10 protein-coding genes are annotated in these 18901 nt (G+C 70.3%); 6 read left to right on the forward strand and 4 right to left on the reverse strand.

Translation table 11 applies throughout. The features are described from left to right. A partial coding sequence (locus JT723_RS33485) for an RICIN domain-containing protein (RefSeq protein ID WP_205048657.1) occupies positions 1–600 on the reverse strand: 600 nt, incomplete at its 3' end. A gap of 1316 nt (positions 601–1916) precedes the next feature. Between JT723_RS33485 and JT723_RS33490 the strand changes: the two genes are divergently transcribed. The 4 genes from JT723_RS33490 to yjfF all read left to right on the forward strand — a co-directional run bounded on the left by JT723_RS33490 (position 1917) and on the right by yjfF (position 6644). Beyond that, on the forward strand, positions 1917–2930 hold the full coding sequence (locus JT723_RS33490; RefSeq protein ID WP_205048658.1) for a substrate-binding domain-containing protein: 1014 nt from the start codon (positions 1917–1919) through the stop codon (positions 2928–2930). 74 nt (positions 2931–3004) lie between these two features. Then, the gene (locus JT723_RS33495; RefSeq protein ID WP_205048659.1) at positions 3005–4558 is read left to right on the forward strand and encodes a sugar ABC transporter ATP-binding protein; all 1554 of its coding nucleotides are present in this window, start codon (positions 3005–3007) and stop codon (positions 4556–4558) included. After that, a complete protein-coding gene (locus JT723_RS33500) occupies positions 4555–5640 on the forward strand; it encodes an ABC transporter permease (protein ID WP_205048660.1) in 1086 nt (361 codons plus the stop codon). Before JT723_RS33495 ends, JT723_RS33500 begins: the two co-directional genes overlap by 4 nt. After that, positions 5637–6644: a galactofuranose ABC transporter, permease protein YjfF gene (gene yjfF, locus JT723_RS33505; protein WP_205048661.1), complete on the forward strand. Its 1008-nt coding sequence runs from the start codon at positions 5637–5639 to the stop codon at positions 6642–6644. Before JT723_RS33500 ends, yjfF begins: the two co-directional genes overlap by 4 nt. 138 nt (positions 6645–6782) lie before the next feature. Here yjfF and JT723_RS33510 read toward each other — a convergent pair whose 3' ends face one another. Together JT723_RS33510 and JT723_RS33515 are read right to left on the reverse strand one after the other, a co-directional pair. After that, positions 6783–10424, reverse strand: a complete 3642-nt coding sequence (locus JT723_RS33510) for a glycoside hydrolase family 3 C-terminal domain-containing protein (RefSeq protein WP_205048662.1) — start codon at positions 10422–10424, stop codon at positions 6783–6785. Positions 10425–10531: 107 nt separating this feature from the next. Beyond that, positions 10532–12112, reverse strand: a complete 1581-nt coding sequence (locus JT723_RS33515; RefSeq protein WP_205048663.1) for an arabinofuranosidase catalytic domain-containing protein — start codon at positions 12110–12112, stop codon at positions 10532–10534. A 1037-nt stretch (positions 12113–13149) separates the two neighbouring features. On the opposite strand from JT723_RS33515, the gene JT723_RS33520 reads away from it, so the two are divergent. Together JT723_RS33520 and JT723_RS33525 are read left to right on the forward strand one after the other, a co-directional pair. After that, complete coding sequence (locus tag JT723_RS33520) at positions 13150–14271, forward strand: SGNH/GDSL hydrolase family protein (protein WP_205048664.1); 1122 nt, start codon at positions 13150–13152, stop codon at positions 14269–14271. 35 nt (positions 14272–14306) lie between these two features. Beyond that, the gene (locus JT723_RS33525) at positions 14307–15815 is read left to right on the forward strand and encodes an arabinofuranosidase catalytic domain-containing protein (protein WP_205048665.1); all 1509 of its coding nucleotides are present in this window, start codon (positions 14307–14309) and stop codon (positions 15813–15815) included. A 74-nt stretch (positions 15816–15889) separates the two neighbouring features. Here JT723_RS33525 and JT723_RS33530 read toward each other — a convergent pair whose 3' ends face one another. Next, positions 15890–18817, reverse strand: coding sequence for an NEW3 domain-containing protein (locus tag JT723_RS33530; RefSeq protein ID WP_205048666.1), 2928 nt, complete (start codon positions 18815–18817; stop codon positions 15890–15892). Positions 18818–18901: the final 84 nt, after the last annotated feature.

Below are 18901 nucleotides of genomic sequence, written 5' to 3' on the forward strand. Positions count from 1 at the left end.
TCCGTTCGCCGGCTGGGCCAGCGCACCGGTCGAGGACCAGTGGTAGGACGACGGCAGGGTGCACGTACCACCCGTCGGCGGCGTCGTGGTGCCTCCTCCGCCGGACAGGCCCGACCAGCTCTGGTTGCTGCCGCCGTTGCACGTCCAGATCTCCACCGGCGTGGCGTTGGCCGTGGCGCCGCCGGTGACGTCCAGGCACAGCCCGGACTCCACGCCGACGATCGTGCCGTCGGAGTTCACCCGCCACTGCTGGTTCGCACCCCCGCTGCAGCTCCAGATCTGCACCCGGGTGCCGGCCGTGGTCGCGTGGCCCGGGACGTCCAGGCACTTGTTGCCGTAGACGGTCAGCTGGTTGCTGGACGTCAGCGTCCACTGCTGGTTCGTCTGACCGTTGCAGTCGTAGATCTGCAGATACGTGCCGTCCGTCTGGCTGGCGTTCGGCACGTCCAGGCAGCGGCCGGAGCCGGCGCCGCGCAACGCGCCGCTGGTGGCGGCCTGGGCCGGGTTGGCGACGAGCATCGCCGCCACCACGCCCACCGTTGCCAGCATCGAGGCCAGCGCCACAAGCAGACGCCTGTGGCGGAACCTTGCTCTGTGCATGGGGACCTCCTCGTCCTTCAGTGATCGGTTTCGGCCGGCCCCGTCATGGGCCGCCAGGAGTGTGGGTGTGGTGTGTCCGGCAGCCGCCCGCGGACACCGGGGCCGGTGAGGTGGCACCAGGTAACACCTACAGGTGTGTCGTCGCCAGCGGTGCTGTTAGCGCTAACACACGGTCGCGGAGCTGCCCCGCCGAGGGAAGCCGGCGGATGGTGCGAGCTGCGCCGTGCGCGGCGCGGCGGATCGGGGGCGCGGCAGTTCTCCGGCGCCATGTCGACCTCATTTCTTGGCGCTCCGGCCGGGAGTGCGGGAAGGAGCACGCCGGCCTGGAAGCGGTGGGGGGTCCAGCGACGAGGGTCTGGCCGCCACGGCGTGAGGTGTCGGGGGGTCACGGCATGGCGGGCAAGGCGAAACGGTCGCAAGTGTGGACCCGCCGGGTACGAAAGGTCAACGCCCGCGGCGCGAAAATTTCGGAGACCTCTCGCCCCGGCGGCGAGGGCAGGCGTCGGGCAGGGCGGCTGACGCCCCGCCGGGAGACCGACCCGGCGCAAGGGTCGGATGTCTTGCCGGGTCCTACCGGAAGGACGGTTCCGCCTGGTCCGCCCGAGTGGGGGCGACCGGTGCCCGCGGACCGGGTACCGGAGGCCGAAACATTCGCCGTGGACGCGGAACTCCCGGTCGGCCACGGGCCGTCGGCGGCTCCCGCCTTCCGCCGCCGACAGCCGCACGCCGGACAGGTCCACCCGTTTCGGTCCGTCAACTGCACGAGCACCCGCCTCCACCGCCGCGGCTACCTCGGCTACGCCGCCGGCGCGGGCGGCGGGTGCCGAGGTGCGCCTGTCCTGGCACGGTCTGCCCTGATGTGCGCGTAGCGCCTGTGGGCGTGCTGTGTGATCTATTGACGTGCCCCGGCGGCCGCCCTAGGGTGCCGCGAAAAGATCGTACGGCGTCCGAGGATCTCGCTCGCTCGTGCCGCAGGGCGATGTGTGTCGGCACGGCGGTGACTGCATTTGGTTCGAAGTACGAGAGGGAGCAATGGTGTTAGCGCTCACTACCACAACGGCCCGCCACCTCGGGTGGAAGACCGCGGAGACTTTCCGTCCGGTGGTGAGGAGGAGACGGCGTCGGCATCGCTCAGCCCGTGTTAACGCTCACATCCATTGACGCCGACACCACCCCCACCTGCTCACCCCCCATCCTCCACCACCTGCTGACACTCCCCGCCCCCGCTCCGGCAGCGCCGCTGCCAGGTCCGCACGGGGCGGGCGTGCCCGCAACCTGCAGCGACTCACCTGCCGGATTCCTCGAAGGAGAGACACATGATCGACAGACGCGGTTTCCTCACCGCAGGCGCGGCCGTCTCGGCCGCCGGCATCCTCGCGGCATGCGCCAAGAAGAACCCCGCCAAGTCCTCCTCCAGCTCGGACAAGACCGGGGGCGGGAGCAAGCAGATCACCCTGGGCTTCTCCCAGGTCGGGTCCGAGAGCGGCTGGCGCGCGGCCAACACCCAGTCGGTGAAGGAGGCCGCCAAGGCCGCCGGCATCAACCTCAAGTTCTCCGACGCCCAGCAGAAGCAGGAGAACCAGATCTCGGCGATCCGCAGCTACATCGCCCAGAAGGTCGACGTCATCTCGTTCTCGCCGGTCGTCGTCACCGGCTGGGACACCGTGCTGAAGGAGGCGAAGGCCGCCGGCATCCCGGTGATCCTCACCGACCGCTCGGTCGAGACCTCCGACCCCTCGCTCTACGTCACCCTGGTGGGCTCGGACTTCGAGATCGAGGGAGAGCGTGCGGCGCACATGCTGGAGAAGGTCCTCGCCGGCCACACGGGACCGGTCAAGATCGCGCAGCTGGAGGGCACCACCGGTGCGGCCCCCGCGATCGAGCGGGCCAAGGGCTTCGCCAAGATCATGAAGGCCAGCCACCCGGAGTGGTCGATCATCGCCAGCCAGACCGGGGACTTCACCCGCGCGGGCGGCAAGCAGGTGATGGCGGCCTTCCTGCAGGCGCACTCGGACATCGACGTGCTGTTCTCCCACAACGACGACATGGCCATCGGCGCCATCCAGTCGATCCAGGCGGCCGGCAAGACCCCCGGCAAGGACATCAAGATCGTGTCCGTCGACGGCGTGCACGACGGGTTCGTGGCGATGTCCAAGGGGCAGATCAACGGGATCGTCGAGTGCAACCCCCTGCTCGGCCCGCAGCTGATGGACGCGGTCAAGACGGTGCACGCGGGCAAGGGATCCACGCTCCCGCGCTGGATCAAGACCCAGGAGACCGACTACACGGCGGACCAGGCCGCGGCGGCACTGCCCAGCCGCAAGTACTGACACCTGTCCACCACGGTCCGGGTGTGCGGGGGACTCCCGTCCACGTCGTGACGATTCCACCGAGGAGCGCTGCCATGGCAGAGCCTTCGCCCGTCCTGGAGATGACGGGCATAGTCAAAGAGTTCTCCGGCACACGGGCTCTGTCGGACGTCGACTTCCGGCTGTTCCCCGGCGAGATCCACGCGCTTCTCGGCGAGAACGGGGCCGGGAAGTCCACGCTCATCAAGGTCCTGACGGGAGTTCATCCGCTCGACGGCGGAACGGTCGCCCTCGACGGGCGGCCGGTCCGCATCACCAGCCCGCTGCAGGCCCAGCAGGCCGGTATCAGCACGGTCTACCAGGAGGTCAACCTCTGCCAGAACCTCTCGGTGGCCGAGAACATCCTGATCGGCCGCGAACCGGTGGGAGGCGGCCGGATCCGCTGGAAGGAACTGCGCCGGCAGGCCGCGCAGCTGGTGACCCGGTTCGGCCTGGACCTCGACGTCACCGCACCGCTGGGCTCCTACCCGCTGGCCGTCCAGCAGCTGGTGGCCATCATCCGCGCCGTCGGCTCAGGCGACCCCGCGGCCGGCGGCACGGGGGACGCCGGGGCCGGCACGCGGGTGCTGATCCTCGACGAGCCGACCTCCAGCCTGGACCGCGACGAGGTCGAGGAGCTGTTCGCCCTGATGCGGCGGCTGCGCGGGGACGGGGTGGCCATCTTGTTCGTCTCCCACTTCCTCGACCAGATCTACGAGGTCTGCGACCGGATGACGGTGCTGCGCAACGGGGCACTGGTCGGTGAGCACATGGTCGCGGACCTCGGCCAGGTGGACCTGGTCAAGCTGATGATCGGCAAGGACCTGGACGAGCTGGAGGAACTCGGCGAGCACCATGGCGAGCCGGACACCAGCGAGCCGTTCCTGCGGGCGGAGGGCCTCTCGCGGGCCGGCGGTATCGCCCCGTTCGACCTGGAGGTCAGGGCAGGGGAGGTCCTCGGGCTCGCCGGGCTCCTCGGCTCGGGCCGCACGGAGCTGGCCCGCCTGCTGTTCGGCGCGGACACCTCCGACGGCGGCAAGGTCTACATCCGCGGCGAGCAGGCCGCGCTGCGGGAGCCGAACGACGCGATCGGCAGGGGAGTGGCCTTCCTGTCGGAGAACCGCAGGACCGAGGGCCTGGTCCCCGACCTGACGGTCCGGGAGAACATCATCCTGGCCCTGCAGGCCGCCCGCGGCTGGACCCGCCCCGTCCCCGTGGCGCAGCGGGACGAGCTGGTCGCCAAGTACATCGCGGCACTGGACATCCGTCCCGCCGACCCCGAGGCGAAGACCGGGTCGCTGAGCGGCGGCAACCAGCAGAAGGTGCTGCTGGCCCGCTGGCTGCTCACCCAGCCGAGGCTGCTCATCCTCGACGAGCCCACCCGGGGCATCGACGTGGGGGCCAAGGCGGAGATCCAGAAGCTCGTGGTGTCGCTGTCCGAGGAGGGCATGGCCGTGGTCTACATATCGGCCGAGCTGGAGGAGGTGCTGCGGCTCAGCCACACCGTGGGCGTACTCCGCGACCGCCGGCTCGTGGCGCGCGCGGCCAACGGGCCCGACATCACTGCCGGGCGGGTCCTGGAGATCATTGCGAGCGGAGAGCATCAGTGAGCCTGACATCCCTGTGGCGCGCGGCCACGCAGCACCGGTTGTTCTGGCCGGTGGTCGCCCTGGTCGCGCTCCTCGTGATCAACGTCCCCTTCACCCCGGGGTTCTTCGAGATCCACCTCAAGAGCGGCCACCTGTACGGGAGCCTGGTCTCCATCGTGCTGTTCGGGTCACCGCTGATCCTGGTGGCGATCGGGATGACCCTGGTGATCGCCACCGGAGGCATCGACCTGTCGGTCGGTGCGGTGGTGGCCATCTCCGGCGCGCTGGCCTGCCTGGTGGTCAGCAAGCAGGCAGACCAGGGCAGTGTGGCCGGAGTGCTGCTGGCCTTCGCGCTGGCACTCGCCGTCTCCCTGGTGTGCGGCGCCTGGAACGGCCTGCTGGTCGCCCGGCTCGGCATCCAGCCGATCATCGCCACGCTGATCCTGATGGTCGCCGGCCGCGGCATCGCCCAGCTGATCACCAGCGGCCAGATCATCACCGTCAACAGCGACGCGTACTCGCTGATCGGCGGCGGCTACTGGCTGGCCCTGCCGTTCTCCCTGTTCGTGGTCGCCCTGGTGGTGGCGCTGAGCATGGCGCTCACCCGCCGTACCGCCCTCGGCCTGCTGGTCGAGGCGGTCGGCGGCAATGCCGAGGCCAGCCGTCTTGTGGGCATCCGCTCCCGGCGGATCAAGATCATGGCCTATATGTTCTGCGGGCTGTGCGCCGGCATCGCCGGGCTGATGATCAGCTCCAACGTGTCCGCGGCGGACGGCAACAACGCCGGGCTGTGGATCGAACTCGACGCGATCCTGGCCGTCGTGATCGGCGGCACCTCGCTCACCGGCGGCAGGTTCCACCTCGGCGGCACGATCATCGGGGCGCTCATCATCCAGACCCTGACCACCACGATCTACACCATCGGTGTGCCCACCCAGACCAACCTGGTCTTCAAGGCGGTCGTCGTCATCGTCGTCTGCCTCATGCAGTCCCCGCTCTTCCGGGCCAAGGTGTTCGGCGCTCGCGCCAGGCGCCGCGGCCGTACCCAGAAAAGCCCGGGCGCGACCGCCGACGCGGCGCCGCAGCTGGAGGTGTCGCCGTGAGCGTGATCGAGACCCTGCGCACGCGCGGCGAAGGGCGCCGGCTGCTGCAGGACCGGCGGCTGCCCGTCCTGGTGACGGCCGCCCTGTTCGTGGTCATGTTCGGCTTCGGGGCCTTCCGCTACCAGTCCTACGGGTTCCTCGACGCCCAGGTCTTCATGAACCTCTTCATCGACAACGGCTATCTGCTGGTTGCCGCCGTCGGTGCGACCTTCGTCATCCTCACCGGCGGGATCGACCTGTCGGTGGGCTCGGTCATCGGGTTCACGACCATGCTGACCGCCTGGCTGGTGGAGAAGCAGGGCCTGCCGCTCCTCCTGGTGGCGCCCATCGCCCTGGCCGTCGGAGCCTTCGGCGGCTACCTGATGGGCTATGTGATCCACCACTTCGAGATCGAGCCCTTCATCGTGACCCTGGCCGGGCTGTTCTTCTTCCGCGGCCTGTGCCTGGTCATCAGCAAGGAGTCCATATCGATCTCCGACCCCACGGTGGACAGGCTCGCCCAGACCCATGTCCCGCTGCCCGGCGGGTCGTTCCTCTCGATCGCCGCCGTCGTCTCGCTGGCGGTGCTGGCACTCGCGTTCTACGTGCTGCACTACACGCGGTTCGGCAGGCGGGTGTACGCCATCGGCGGGAACGAGCAGTCGGCGCTGCTGATGGGCCTGCCGGTGGCGGGTACGAAGATCGCCGTCTACACCGTCAGCGGATTCTGCTCCGCGCTGTCCGGGCTGCTGTTCACCCTGTACATCCAGTCCGGTGACCCGCTGCACGCGGTGGGCCTCGAACTGGACGCGATCGCCGCGGTCGTGGTCGGCGGCACCCTGCTGACCGGCGGTTCTGGGTACGTGGTCGGCACGCTGTTCGGGGTGCTGGTGCTGGGCCTGATCAAGACCCTCATCCAGTTCGAGGGCACCCTCAGCTCCTGGTGGACGAAGATCGCCACCGGGGTGCTGCTCTTCGCCTTCATCCTGATCCAGCGGACCATGACGGCACGACGGAGGACGTGACCCGCGCCCCTTCCAGGACGCCCCTTCCAGGACGCCCCTTCCAGGACGCCCCTTCCAGGACACAGCAAGGCCGTGCGGCCCGGGTGGTGACCCGGGCCGCACGGCTGTGTGCCGTCTGCCGCCGCGGTACGCCGGTGGTCAGCCGACGGCGATGGCGAAGATGTGCAGCGCCACCTGGTTGGTGGCCGCGTCCGGTCCGACGTTCGGCAGGGTCAGGTAGGCGATGGTCTTGCCGGCCTGGAGCGGTGCGGTGGCGGCGTACACGCTCACCTTCTGCTGGACCTTGCCGCCGCCGTTGTTGAAGTAGTCGGTCGTGGCCAGGACGTCGTTGCCGGCCGAGGGGCTGTTGGCCCACCAGTCGGGGAAGGACAAGGTGAAGTCCTGGGTGGTGCCGTCGGTGTACGTGATGGTGCCGGTGCCCGACGCGTTGCCGTAGTCGGCGGTGCCGAGGAAGCCGATCGTGCTGCCCCCTCCGGTGAACGGGACGGTCTGCCCGCTCGCCACGATGTTGTCGGGCTTGCCCGTGCCCGTGGCGGGCCAGGTGAACGTCAGCCCGTCGTGGGCGACCGTGCCGCCCGAGGCGATCCCCTGGGCGGCGAGGGCCTGCTGGGACAGGCTCTGCCCGCCGCCGTCGAGGTTGCCGCTGCCGGGCTCTGCGTCGTCGCTGATGCCGACGTTGGTGATCAGCTCGCCGACCGAGGAGTAGGGGACGAGCAACTGCCCCACGGCGTCGTCGCCGGCCCGTGCTCCCCGGTAGGTGGCGGAGGCGGCGAGCGCGTAGCTGCCCGGTGCGGTGTCGGCCGGGGGAGTCACGCTCCAGGTGGTGGTGACCGACGCGCCGGCCGCGACCTCGCGGAAGGTGGCGGGCGACGTCGCGGTGACGGTCCAGCCGGCAGGCGCCGACAGGGTGATCGACGCGTCAGGCAGCGCTGTGGGGCCGGTGTTGGTGTAGGTGGTGGTCGCGGTGACGGGGACTCCCGGGGTGACGATGCGCGCCGCGGAGACGGCCAGGGTGTGGTGGACGCGGATCACCGCGGAACCGGTCACCCCGTGCACGGTCGCGCTGATCGTCGCCACACCGTTGCCCACCGTCGTGACCACGCCCCTGGGGCTCACCGTGGCCACCGACGGGTCGCTGCTGGTGTAGCGCACCGGGGTCCTGGACAGGTCCACGAACGATCCGTCGTCGTTGGCCGCCTGCACGACGTGGTCGGCGGTGACCGCCAGGTTGCGGCCCGGCTGGGCGGCGGGGTCGGTGTCGTCCTTGATCCACCGGTTGCGGCCGGTGAGGTCGATGGTCTGGCCGGCGTCGTAGACCACGGACTCGGGCTGCACGGTCACGTACGCGACGTGCGGGGTGAGGCTGCCGTGCACGGTCACCCGGGCCGAGCCCGCGGTGGTGGCCGAGTCGGGTCCGACCTCGAAGCGGTAGCGGCCGTCGTAGACGACCTGCTTGGCCTGCCGGCCGTCGTGGAAGGCGAGGTCGGGGACGCGGACGCGCAGCGTGATGTGCTGTGTGGCGCCGGGCTGCAGGACCCTGGTCTTCTGGAAGCCCGCCAGCCGCTTGTCCGGCAGTTCCCGGCCCTTGACGGTGAAGTCGGCGGCCGCGTAGAGCTGCGCCACCGTGGTCCCGGGCACGGAGCCGGTGTTGGTGACGTCGAAGCCGACCGCGACGGTGCCGTCGGCGTCGACCGAGCGGCGGTCGGCGCGGACGTGGGAGTAGGCGAAGGTGCTGTAGCTCAGGCCGTACCCGAAGGGATAGGTCGGGGTGCCGGTGAAGTACTGGTAGGTGCGGCCGAGACCGCCGGTGCCGGACGGCGCGAGGTCGTAGTCGGAGATGGCCGGCAGCTGCGAGTCGTCCTTGTACCAGGTGAAGTTGAGGTGCCCGCCGGGGTTCTGCCGGCCGAAGAGGACGTCGGCCAGGGCGTCGCCCTGGCTCTCGCCGTTGTAGCCGGCGAAGACGACGGCGGCGACCTCGCTGCGGTACGCCTCGACGGCCACCGGCCCGTCGGACTGGATGTCGAGGACGGTCCTGGGGTTGCCCAGCGCGGCGACCTGGTCGATGAGGCTGCCGTAGTTGCCGGGCAGCGCCAGGCCGCTGCGGTCCTTGCCCTCGCCCGCGGTGGCCTCGTCGGTGCCGACCGCGATGACCACGAGGTCCGCGTCGCGGATGTCGGCCCGGGTCTTGTCGCCGAGAACGGCGGCGCCGGTCGCGGTGGTGGACGTGCCGGCGGCGTCGTAGACGACCTGCGCGTCCGGGTTGGCCGCCGTGACCTGGGCTGTGATGCCCTGCACCGCGTCCACCTTCTTGGTCGGGTCGCCCGAGTAGCCGCCGAGCGTGACCTTGCCCGCCTGGTCGCCGACGATCACGACCTTGTCCAGCGCGGCAGGGTCCGCGGGCAGCAGGGGCTTGCCGGCGCCGCCGGGCTTGTCGTTCTGCAGCAGGACGAGGGCGTTGTCGGCGACGGTCCGCGCGAGGTCCTGGTGCGCGGGGGACTCGATCGCCGCCTTGGTGATCTTCGTGTACGGTTGCTTGTCGACCGGGTCGAACTCACCGGTCCGCATCCGGACGGTGAACAGGTGCACCAGGGCGTTGTCGACGACTCCCTCGCTCAGGACTCCCGCCGCGATCGCCTGTCCGATGTCGAGCGACGTCGCCTCCGCGCCGGTGCAGTTGACGTTCGTCCCCGCCCGCAGCGCGTAGGCCTGGCCGCCGGCGGCGCCGGAGAGCTGCTGCCCGGTGGCCGTCTCGGTCCAGGTGGCACTCGCGCCCTTGCGGTCCGTGGTCCATCCGGGCGGCGCCCAGTCGTGTCCCGCGGGGAAGCCCTGGTAGGTGGTGCCCACCGCACCGCAGTCCGAGGTGATGTAGCCGCCGAAGCCGAAGGTGCGCTGCGCGATCTGGTTGGTGGTGTAGGTGTTCGCCACCGACGGTGTGCCGTTGATCGCGTTGTAGGAGGTCATCAGCCCGGCGACGTGCGCCTTCTCGATGAGGCTCTTGAACTGGGCGGTGTAGTAGTCGAAGAGGTCGTCGTCCGAGACGTCCGAGCTGATGCCGGTGCGGTCCTGCTCCACGTCGTTGAGCGCGTAGTGCTTGGCTGTGGCCGCGACCTTGAGGTACTTGCCCTGCGGGGTGCCGTCGGGGTTCTGGCCCTGGTAGCCGTTGACGAAGGCGCCGGCCATCTGCCCCGCGAGGTAGGGGTCCTCACCGAACGCCTCGTCGGTGCGGCCCCAGCGCGGGTCGCGGTCGAGGTTCACCGTCGGCGCCCAGTAGGTGAGCATGCCGTAGTCGTCCCTGGACGGACCGAGGTTGTTCTGCCCGGTGCCCCACAGCGACTTGTCCAGCAGGCCGCGGGCCTCGTCCGAGACGGCGGTGGTCTCCCGGTAGACCAGGTCCTTGTCCCAGCTCATGGACGCGGCGAAGTTCGTCGGGAAACTGGTGGCGTGGACGCCGCCGGTCACCGACCCGGGATTGGTGTTCGCGAACAGGGTGTTGATGCCGTGCTGGCCCTCGCTCCAGTACGTGTACTGCTGCACGCCGAGGCGCGGGATGGCCGGTGCGCTGTTGGTGCGCAGCTGCTGGGCCTTCTCGTCCAGCGACATGCGCGAGACCAGGTCCGCGGCCCGTTCCTGGAAGGAGTAGCCGGTGTCGAGGTAGATCGGCACCGAGGGGGCGGTGGCGGCGGGGGGTCTGGCGTGCGCGGGGGTGGCGGTGCAGATCAGGCCGAGAGTGCACAGGGCCGCCGTCACCGCGTGCTTCGCGGTCGGTTGCAGTAAGCGCATGACGTCTCCTGGGGTGTCGGGGGCGTACGGCTTGCACGCCGGTGGCCCGCCGGGAGCGCCGGCGGGCCGTCGGGGTGGGTGATGCGGTTCTCGCGGTGCGGCTGCCGTCAGCCGAGCGTCCACTGCTGGTTGCTGCCGCCGTTGCAGGTCCACAGCTCGGCGAGGGCGCCGTTGGCGGTGGAGGCGCCTGTGACGTCCAGGCACAGGCCGGACTGGGTGCCGGTGACCGTGCCGTTGGAGTTGACGCTCCACTGCTGGTTGGCGCCGCCGTTGCAGGACCAGGTCTCGACCTTGGTGCCTGCGGTGGTCTGGTTGTTGTAGGCGTCGAGGCACAGCTGCGCGCCGCCGGAGACGACCGTCAGCTGACCCGACGACGTACGCGTCCAGCTCTGGTTCGCCTGACCGTTGCAGTCGTAGATCTGCACCTGCGTCCCCGGCGTGGCCGAGGCGTTCGGCACGTCCAGGCATTTGCCCGCGCCCACCGCGTGCAGCGGGCCGGTCGTACCGGACCCGGAGGAGTTGGCGTAGCCGACGGAGTTGATGTTGGCCTGGACGGCGTTCTCGGTGTCGTCCGAGGGGTAGCCGGAGGTCATGACGCCCTCGTAGAAGGTGCCCTGCGCTCCCTTGCTGTTGTCGCCGCCCGTACCCAGGATGATCGCGCCCTGCTTGCGCATCGGGTTGTAGCCCGAGACGTTCGGGCGCGGGCCGCTGTAGAAGGTGGACAGGCCGCCGGACTGGGCGTTGCCGCCGCGGATGGCCCACTGGTTGTGGGTGCCCTTGATGATCGCGGTGGTGTAGCGGTAGTTGATCGTCGGGTCGTTGGCGTTGTAGTGCTGGTTGACGCCGGAGAACAGGCCGTTCTCCAGGTCGGCCATGATCCAGGGGCCGTTGCCGCTGCCGTAGCCCCAGACCTTGATGTTGCCGAAGTAGATGGCCTCCATCGTGCCGTTGCCGTCGTCGTTGCTGTCCGTTTCTGCGTTGCCGTAGTCGAAGCAGCAGCCGCCGTTGTAGTGGGTGCCGTCGAAGATGGCGTACATGCCCTCGGGGTTGTCTCCGGTGGCGATGCCGTTGGTGTGGTTGTTGCGGTAGCCCGTTCCGGGGGCGACGAAGACGCCGTAGGCCTTGTGGCCGCCGACCATGGTGGGGGCAGCGGTGGCGTTGGCCAGGTTGTCGGGGCCGCCGGCCGCGCCGCCCGCGGGAGCCTGCGTCAGGTTGTTGTTGCGGCCCGACTGGTCGTAGATGACCGTGATCACGCAGCTGGTGCCGGAGCAGAAGGAGTCCTGGGCGGCGGCGTCGGCGTAACCGCCGGCGCTCAGCAGCCCGATGTCCTTCGTCGCGTTGTCCGAGGCACGCCTGACCTGGTACAGCGGGCCGTTGTACGAGCCGTACAGCGCGCGCGTGGTGCTGTGCGCGGCCACACACGGGGTGCCGCCTGACTGGTAGATGTCACACGGCTCGGACGTGGCGGCCCCCGCGGTGCCGGCGCCGACCGCGCCGCCGGCCAGACCGCCGACCACGAGCAGCGCGGCCGCCGCCAGCTTGGCCGGGAGAGCCGCGCGCCTGCGCAGCGGCCTGTGCTCCTGGGCGCTCCCGGCTCTCGGCCGGGCACGGCGCAGGGCCGACTCCCAGATGCGGCGGATGCCGCCGTGACGGGACGGTGCACCGCCTTGTGCGAGTTGGTCGTCCATCGGATCTCCCTCCTGGGCGCGGTCCCGTGGGACGGCGCGTGCCGGCGCTGTCATGGGTGCGTGAGCGGTGGGGTCCGTGGGGCCGGCCGGACGGCGCGGCGGTGCCGCGGGGCGGGTACGAGTGCCATGGATCTGACGTTCACGCAGGTCTCCTGGCATGTGGGGGGCAGCCAAGGCCGAGTGTGCCACCAAGATATGTGAGCGCTAACAAACTCACCGGTGACACACCCGTTTTTCGGGACAGCGTCTGTCGTCGGAACGACCGCAGCGTTCCGCATCGGGCAGGAGGTGTCAACCCCCTCCGCTCGCCCGGTCCGATTCCCCGAGGTCGGAGCCTGCTGTCATATACATCGGAGCCGGGCAGCCGGCCGCACCGCGGCGGGACGGCCGGTGCGACCGGCTGGTCGAGCGGTCGCGGCGGAGCGGCTAACTGCCGTACGCTTGCGGGTGATTGCCGACCGTCGGCCGACTGCGACGCTGTGACCTGCGGCATCCTGTGGCGGGCGCGCCCGGCCGGTCGGGGCTCTGTGGTCCCGGCGGTCCGGCGGGCCTCCCGCTCGCAGACGGTCCGCTGCATGACTCTTGAGTTCCGTCGCCGGTATATGTCAGTCTCATCGTGTCCCACTGCTGCGGAAGTCCGGCGGTGGGTATGCAACTTGTCTCCGTGCAATCCCCCCACACCGAGGGTTGTGAGCGCTCACATCGGGCGCCGCGGACCTCATGCAGGAGCCCCCCGTGAGAACTGCAGTGCATCCGCCCCCGACGCCGGTATCCGCGTGCCACGTCGGTGTGTCGTATCCCGGTGGCGACGGCCGACGGCCGCACAGGTCCGTCAGCGTCACCTGACCACCGCTCAGCCGCTGTCCGCCGCCCGGTGCGCCGGTCCCGCGGCCGGACCTGCGCGCCCGAGGGCCGGTTCCGGCGACCGCGTGCTGCGCACGCGGTACAGGCCGATGCCGCCGTCGCGGTCCACCGCAGAACGGTGTGCCCTGCACTCCACCCGGGGCGTCCGCCCTCCTCACCAGACGAGGAAAACCATGAGAAAACCTCTGACCGCGCTCCTGTTCGCCGTGGCCGCGGCACTCTGCCTGCCGGGCGTGGCCTCGGCGGCACCTGCGGCGGCCGCCACCCCCGCCTCCACGGCATCCGTGCGCCTCATGCCGCTGGGCGACTCGATCACCTGGGGCGTCGGGAGCAGCACCGGCAACGGATACCGTGCCGCGCTGTACAACGAACTCGCGGCCGACGGCCATCCGCTCGACTTCGTCGGATCGCTGCGCGGCGGGTCGATGTCCGACCCCGACAACGAGGGGCACTCCGGCTACCGGATCGACCAGGTCGCCGCCCTCACCGACGCGGCCCTGTCCCGCTACCAGCCCACCGTGGTCACCCTGGAGATCGGCACCAACGACCTCAACGGCAACTACCAGGTCTCCACGGCCACCGCCCGGCTGAAGTCGCTCGTCGACCAGATCACCCGCGACGTCCCGTCCGCGACCGTGCTGGTGGCCTCGCTCGTGGTGTCGACCAGCGGCACCGAGGAGCAGTACCGCGGCGCGTACAACCAGGCCATCCCCGGCATCGTGCAGAGCGAGCAGGCCGCGGGCAAGCACGTCGGGTACGTGGACATGAGCGCGGTGACCACCGCCGACCTGTCGGACTACCTGCACCCGAACGACAACGGGTACCAGAAGATGGCCGACGCCTTCCACCGCGGAGTCCAGGCGGCCGACAGCGCCGGATGGCTCGGCGGCTCGGGTTCCGGTTCCGCCTCGGGCCCGGTCCGCTCCGGGATCTCCGGCAAGTGCCTCGACGTCAGGAACGGCAGCAGCACCGACGGCACCCCGGCCCAGATCTACACCTGCAACAACGCCGCAGCCCAGAACTGGACGGCCTACGCCGACGGCACCCTGCGCGCGGTCGGCAAGTGCCTGGACGCCACAGGGCGCGGCACCGCGAACGGGACGAAGGTCGAGATCTGGACCTGCAACGGCGGTGCCAACCAGGTCTGGCAGGCGGTGAACGGGTCCTACCGCAATCCGGTGTCCGGCCGCTGCCTGGACGATCCCGCCTCCTCCACCACCGACGGCACGCAGCTCCAGCTGTGGGACTGCAACGGCCAGGCCAACCAGACGTGGACCGCCCTGGTCCCCGGCTGAGCGGGAGTACCACCCCCACAATCGAAGGAGAGCCGATGCACAGCACCGCATCTTCCCCGCCCGCCGGTTTGCGGCGGGCGAGACCCCTGCTCATCCTGCTGCTCGCCCTGGCGATGGCCGCGGCCGTCTTCGGCGGCCGGGCCGCCGCGAGCGACCCGAGCCCGCGGGCGGCAGCCGCCGCGGCCTCGCCGCTGCCCTGTGACATCTACCAAAGCGGCGGCACACCCTGTATCGCGGCGCACTCCACGACCCGTGCGCTGTTCGCCGCCTACGACGGGCCGCTGTACCAGGTGCAGCGCGCCTCCGACCACACCTACCACGACGTGGGCCTGCTGTCCGCGGGCGGATACGCCGACGCGTCGGTCCAGACGACCTTCTGCGCCAACACGTCCTGCATCATCAGCAAGATCTACGACCAGACCACCCGCCACAACGACATGCCCATCTCCTGGGGCGGCTACTGGAAGGGGCCGGGCGCGAACGGCGCCGACGTGGGCGCCGACGCGGCGGCACTGCCGGTCACCGCGGGAGGCCACCCGGTCTTCGGCGTGAAGGTCAAGCAGGGCGTGGGGTACCGGATCGACCACGCCAGCGGGGCGCCCACCGGCTCCCAGCCCGAGGGCATCTACATGGTGACCTCGTCGAACTTCACCAACCAGTGGTGCTGCTTCGACTACGGCAGCGGTGAGAACACGCACACCGACACCGGCAACGCCACCATGAACGCGATCTACTGGGGCAACGCCTGCTGGTTCGGCGGCTGCACCGGCACCGGCCCGTGGGTGGAGGCCGACCTGGAGAACGGCATGTTCCACACCGGGAGCGGGTCCAACCACGACGCCAACAACCAGGGCGTGCACTTCCCGTTCGTGAGCGCGTGGGAGAAGAACAACGGAACCAGCAACTTCACACTGAAATACGGCAACGCCGCCAGCGGAAGTCTCACCACGACCTACTCGGGCGGCCTGCCGAACGGCTACTCGCCGATGAAGACCGACAGTTCCCTGCTGCTGGGCACCGGCGGCGACAACAGCGTCTCCGGTCAGGGCGAGTTCTTCGAGGGCGCGATCACCGCCGGCTTCCCGTCGGACGCCACGGAGAACGCGGTGCAGGCCAGCATCACCGCGGCCGGCTACGGCGGCTCCTCCGGCGGCGGCACCGGCGGTGTGCTGCGCGGCAGCGCCTCCGGGCGCTGCGTGGACGTGCCCAACCTCAGCCAGACCAACGGCACGCAGACCGCGCTGTGGGACTGCAACGGCGGCAGCAACCAGCAGTGGAACCTCACCAGCGCCAAGGAGCTCCAGGTCTACGGCACCAAGTGCCTGGACGACGAGGGCAGCGGTACGGCCAACGGCACCCGGGCGATCATCTGGGACTGCAACGGCCAGAACAACCAGAAGTGGAACCTCAACTCGGACGGCAGCATCACCAACGTCCAGACGGGCCTGTGCCTGGACGCGAGCGCCTACGGCACCGCCAACGGCACGCTGGTGCAGCTGTGGACGTGCACCGGTGCCACCAACCAGAAGTGGGCGCGCAGTTGACGTGACCCGGATGTGGCAGCCGCCCCCGGCCACAGCGGCCGGGGGCGGCTCCCACGCACACAGGGCCTGCGGGCTCAGCTCACCTGGAAGTCGCTGAAGTCGGCCTCCCCCTGTGCGCTCGGGCTGTGGGCGGTCGCGATCATGCCCGCGTCCTGGACCGCTGCGGCCCCCGCGAGGGTGATGGCGGAGCCCACCTGGGTCCAACCGGCCCCGTCGGCCGAGTAGTAGCCGCTGAGCCGGTCGCCGCTGCGGACCAGGCGCAGCCAGACGGGAGCCTTGACCGCCTTGTCCACCGAGGCGGCGAACTGGTCGAGGTATCCCGGGGTCGTCGCGTCCTGCCACTGGAGCGAGACCCCGTTGCCCGGGGTGGCCACCAGGGCGGCGTAGCCCTGTGAGACACCGGGCGCCGACAGGTCGTTGCGCAGCACCAGACCGGCCTTGGACCACGGGTCCACGGCCTGCTGCGCGGTCACCTTGACGGTGAGGGTGGAGCTGGGGCCCGCCGCCCCCGGGCTGTAGATCGCGCCGTACTCGTCGAAGTGCTGGCCGCCGGCGCCCCAGATGTCGTTGCCGCCGGTCAGGATGGCGTAGCGGTCGCCCTGCTGCCCGAAGACGGACGGCACGGAGCCGAAGGACCGCAGCGAGGTCAGCGCGCCGGCCACGGCGACACGGGCCGTCGATGAGGTGCTGAACTGCTCAGGGCCGCTGCGGTAGGCCGCCTTCAGGGTGAAGGCGGCGTTGCTCAGCGGGTCGGTGACCGTGGAGGGCGCCGTCACCCGCCAGCTGAAGGACGCGGTGGCGCCGCCGGCGAGCGTGGCCGGGGCCGGCGCGACCGGCTCGGCGGTCCAGCCGGCCGGCAGGTCGAGGCCGGCCTTCAGCCCGGTGATCCGGCCCGTCGAGAAGTTCTGCACCGTGCCGGTCAGCGTGGTGCTGCCGCCTGCGTCCAGCGAGGACTTCCCGGCGGTGAGGGCCGCGCCTGCCGGAGCGGGCCGGGAGTCGGCGGGCGTGCGCAGGGCGGGTTCGATGCCGGCCGTGTACATCACCCGCTGTGCGGCAAGCGGCCAGCTGTCGCCGCTGACCTGGACGTTGCCGGTCAGGATGTTGTTGTGGGGTGAGCCGGTGGCGACCTGGGTGGCTCCGGAGTTGTACCAGTTGGTGTCGAAGGTGCTGTCGTTGGTGTTGTTGGTGCTGCCTGCGTTGGTGAAGGCCCAGACGCCGGAGTCCTGGATGACGTTGTTCTTCAGGCTGACGTAGCGGGAGCCCTCGTCGAGGTACAGGCCGACCGTGTGCTGGTTGTCGTGGATGTAGTTGCCCTCGAACACCGAACCGGGGTTGGCGGACAGGTTGTAGAGGCTGCCGCCGTCGTGGAAGACCTTCTTCGTCCCGTGGATCAGGTTGTCGGTGACGACGGTGTTCTTCAGCGTGGTGGGCGTGGTGTAGACGGGCTGGTAGTCGTACAGGCCGCGGTTGCGGTAGTCCTGGCTGCCGCCGGGGTCGTTGGCGCCCCAGCCCCAGCCGACGTCGATGCCGTCGTAGGCCAGGTTCGAGACCTCGTTGTGGCTGATGACCGCATGCGTGACGTACGTCGACAGGATGCCGGACATCTCGCGGTAGTCCTCCGCGACCTTGGTGACGAGGTTGTCGGTGATCGTGACGTCGCGGTTCACCATGGCGGGGTCGGACGGGTGGTGGGCGTCGGGCTGGATACCGCCGACCACGACGCCGGCACCGGAGTCGTCGGTGAAGGTGTTGTGGTGCACGGTGATGTCGGACGTGCCGAGGCCGACGCCGGAGGCGTGCGCGTCGGCGTCGTTGCCGATGCCGAGGCCCACCTGGCCCAGGTGCGCGAAGGTGTCGCCGGTGAAGGTGATGCCGCGGGCCGCGGAGACCTGCACCGCCGCGGGCATCTGCTGCCAGCCGTTGCGGGCGGCCTCGAACTGCGGGCAGCCGCTGCGGCAGGAGGTGATGAAGTCGCTCGGCTGCGGGTAGGCGGACGCGATGAAGGCACCGTTCTGCTGGTCGGCGTAGCCGGCGGAGGTGCTGGGCTGCAGCCAGGTGGTGTGCTGGAAGGCGATGTCCTTGACGGTGATGTCGTGGACGGGGTCGGTGTAGCTGCCGCTGATCTGGAGCAGCGAGGTCAGGCGCGGCAGTTCGATGTCGCTGTGCGACGGGTCCGTCCCTGCCGGGGCCTTGTAGTACAGCTGGCCGGCCTGGGGGTCGAGGTACCACTGGCCTGCGGTCTTCAGGAAGCTGTAGGAGTTCTCCAGCTGGAGGCTGCCGCCGGCGAAGGGGCTGGCCAGGGTGTCGTAGCCCCAGTTGTTGTTGTTCCAGGCCGGCTGCTGCATCGTGATCGTGGAGCCGCTGATCGACTGGACCGGCGCATAGCGGTCGGTGAAGGAGTTCTGGCTCTCCAGTTCGATCCGGCTCTGCTGCGGCAGCGAGGCCAGGTAGTCGAGCGCGGGGTTGACGATGGTCATCCCGGTGGGGGTGATCTTGACGTCGCTGCGGGAGATGGAGACGGCGGCGCGCGGGGCCAGTGAACCGTCGACGTACAGCTGCCGCGAGTCGGCTCCGACGGGTACGGGGGCGGCGTAGATGTTGTCCGCGGCGTCCTTGAGCGTCCAGCCGGTCACCTGCTGTCCGCCCGACAGCACCGGCTGCTCGCCGGGCAGCGCCTGCCAGGTGACGGTGTGTCCGTTGCGCCCGGAGTCGGCGCTGGTGAGCTTCCATGGCTCGGCCAGGCGGTAGGTGCCGCCTGCAAGGGACACGATCACGTCGGCCTTGCCCGACAGGGTGCGGGCGAGCTTCTGTGCTTCCTGCAGGGTGGAGACGTGCCGGCCGTCGGCCGCCGGCCCGTGGCCGCCCTGCGGGGAGACGACGATACGGGCCACCGGCCCGGGTGCGGCAGCGGCATGTGCGGGAGCGGCGGTGAGCGCGCTCGCGGCCAGGGCGGCGAGCGCCGCGGCGAGGGCCGCGGCGGTCGCCCGTGGATAACGGTGCATGACTGTCCTCTGTGTCGGGAGTTCGAGCCGGCGGGGGCCGGCCGGGGGCCGCCGTGCCTGCTGCGGCCCCCGGGAGGAATCGGC

The organism is Actinacidiphila bryophytorum (assembly GCF_016916835.1).
GTDB lineage: Bacteria > Actinomycetota > Actinomycetes > Streptomycetales > Streptomycetaceae > Actinacidiphila > Actinacidiphila bryophytorum.

What these genes read in the sequence shown, in the direction of transcription:
- JT723_RS33490 (WP_205048658.1), top strand. Translation starts at nt 1,917, where the DNA reads ATGATCGACAGACGCGGTTTCCTCACCGCAGGCGCGGCCGTCTCGGCC.
- JT723_RS33495 (WP_205048659.1), top strand. Translation starts at nt 3,005, where the DNA reads ATGGCAGAGCCTTCGCCCGTCCTGGAGATGACGGGCATAGTCAAAGAG.
- JT723_RS33510 (WP_205048662.1), bottom strand. Translation starts at nt 10,424, where the DNA reads ATGCGCTTACTGCAACCGACCGCGAAGCACGCGGTGACGGCGGCCCTG.
- JT723_RS33515 (WP_205048663.1), bottom strand. Translation starts at nt 12,112, where the DNA reads ATGGACGACCAACTCGCACAAGGCGGTGCACCGTCCCGTCACGGCGGC.
- JT723_RS33520 (WP_205048664.1), top strand. Translation starts at nt 13,150, where the DNA reads ATGAGAAAACCTCTGACCGCGCTCCTGTTCGCCGTGGCCGCGGCACTC.
- JT723_RS33525 (WP_205048665.1), top strand. Translation starts at nt 14,307, where the DNA reads ATGCACAGCACCGCATCTTCCCCGCCCGCCGGTTTGCGGCGGGCGAGA.
- JT723_RS33530 (WP_205048666.1), bottom strand. Translation starts at nt 18,817, where the DNA reads ATGCACCGTTATCCACGGGCGACCGCCGCGGCCCTCGCCGCGGCGCTC.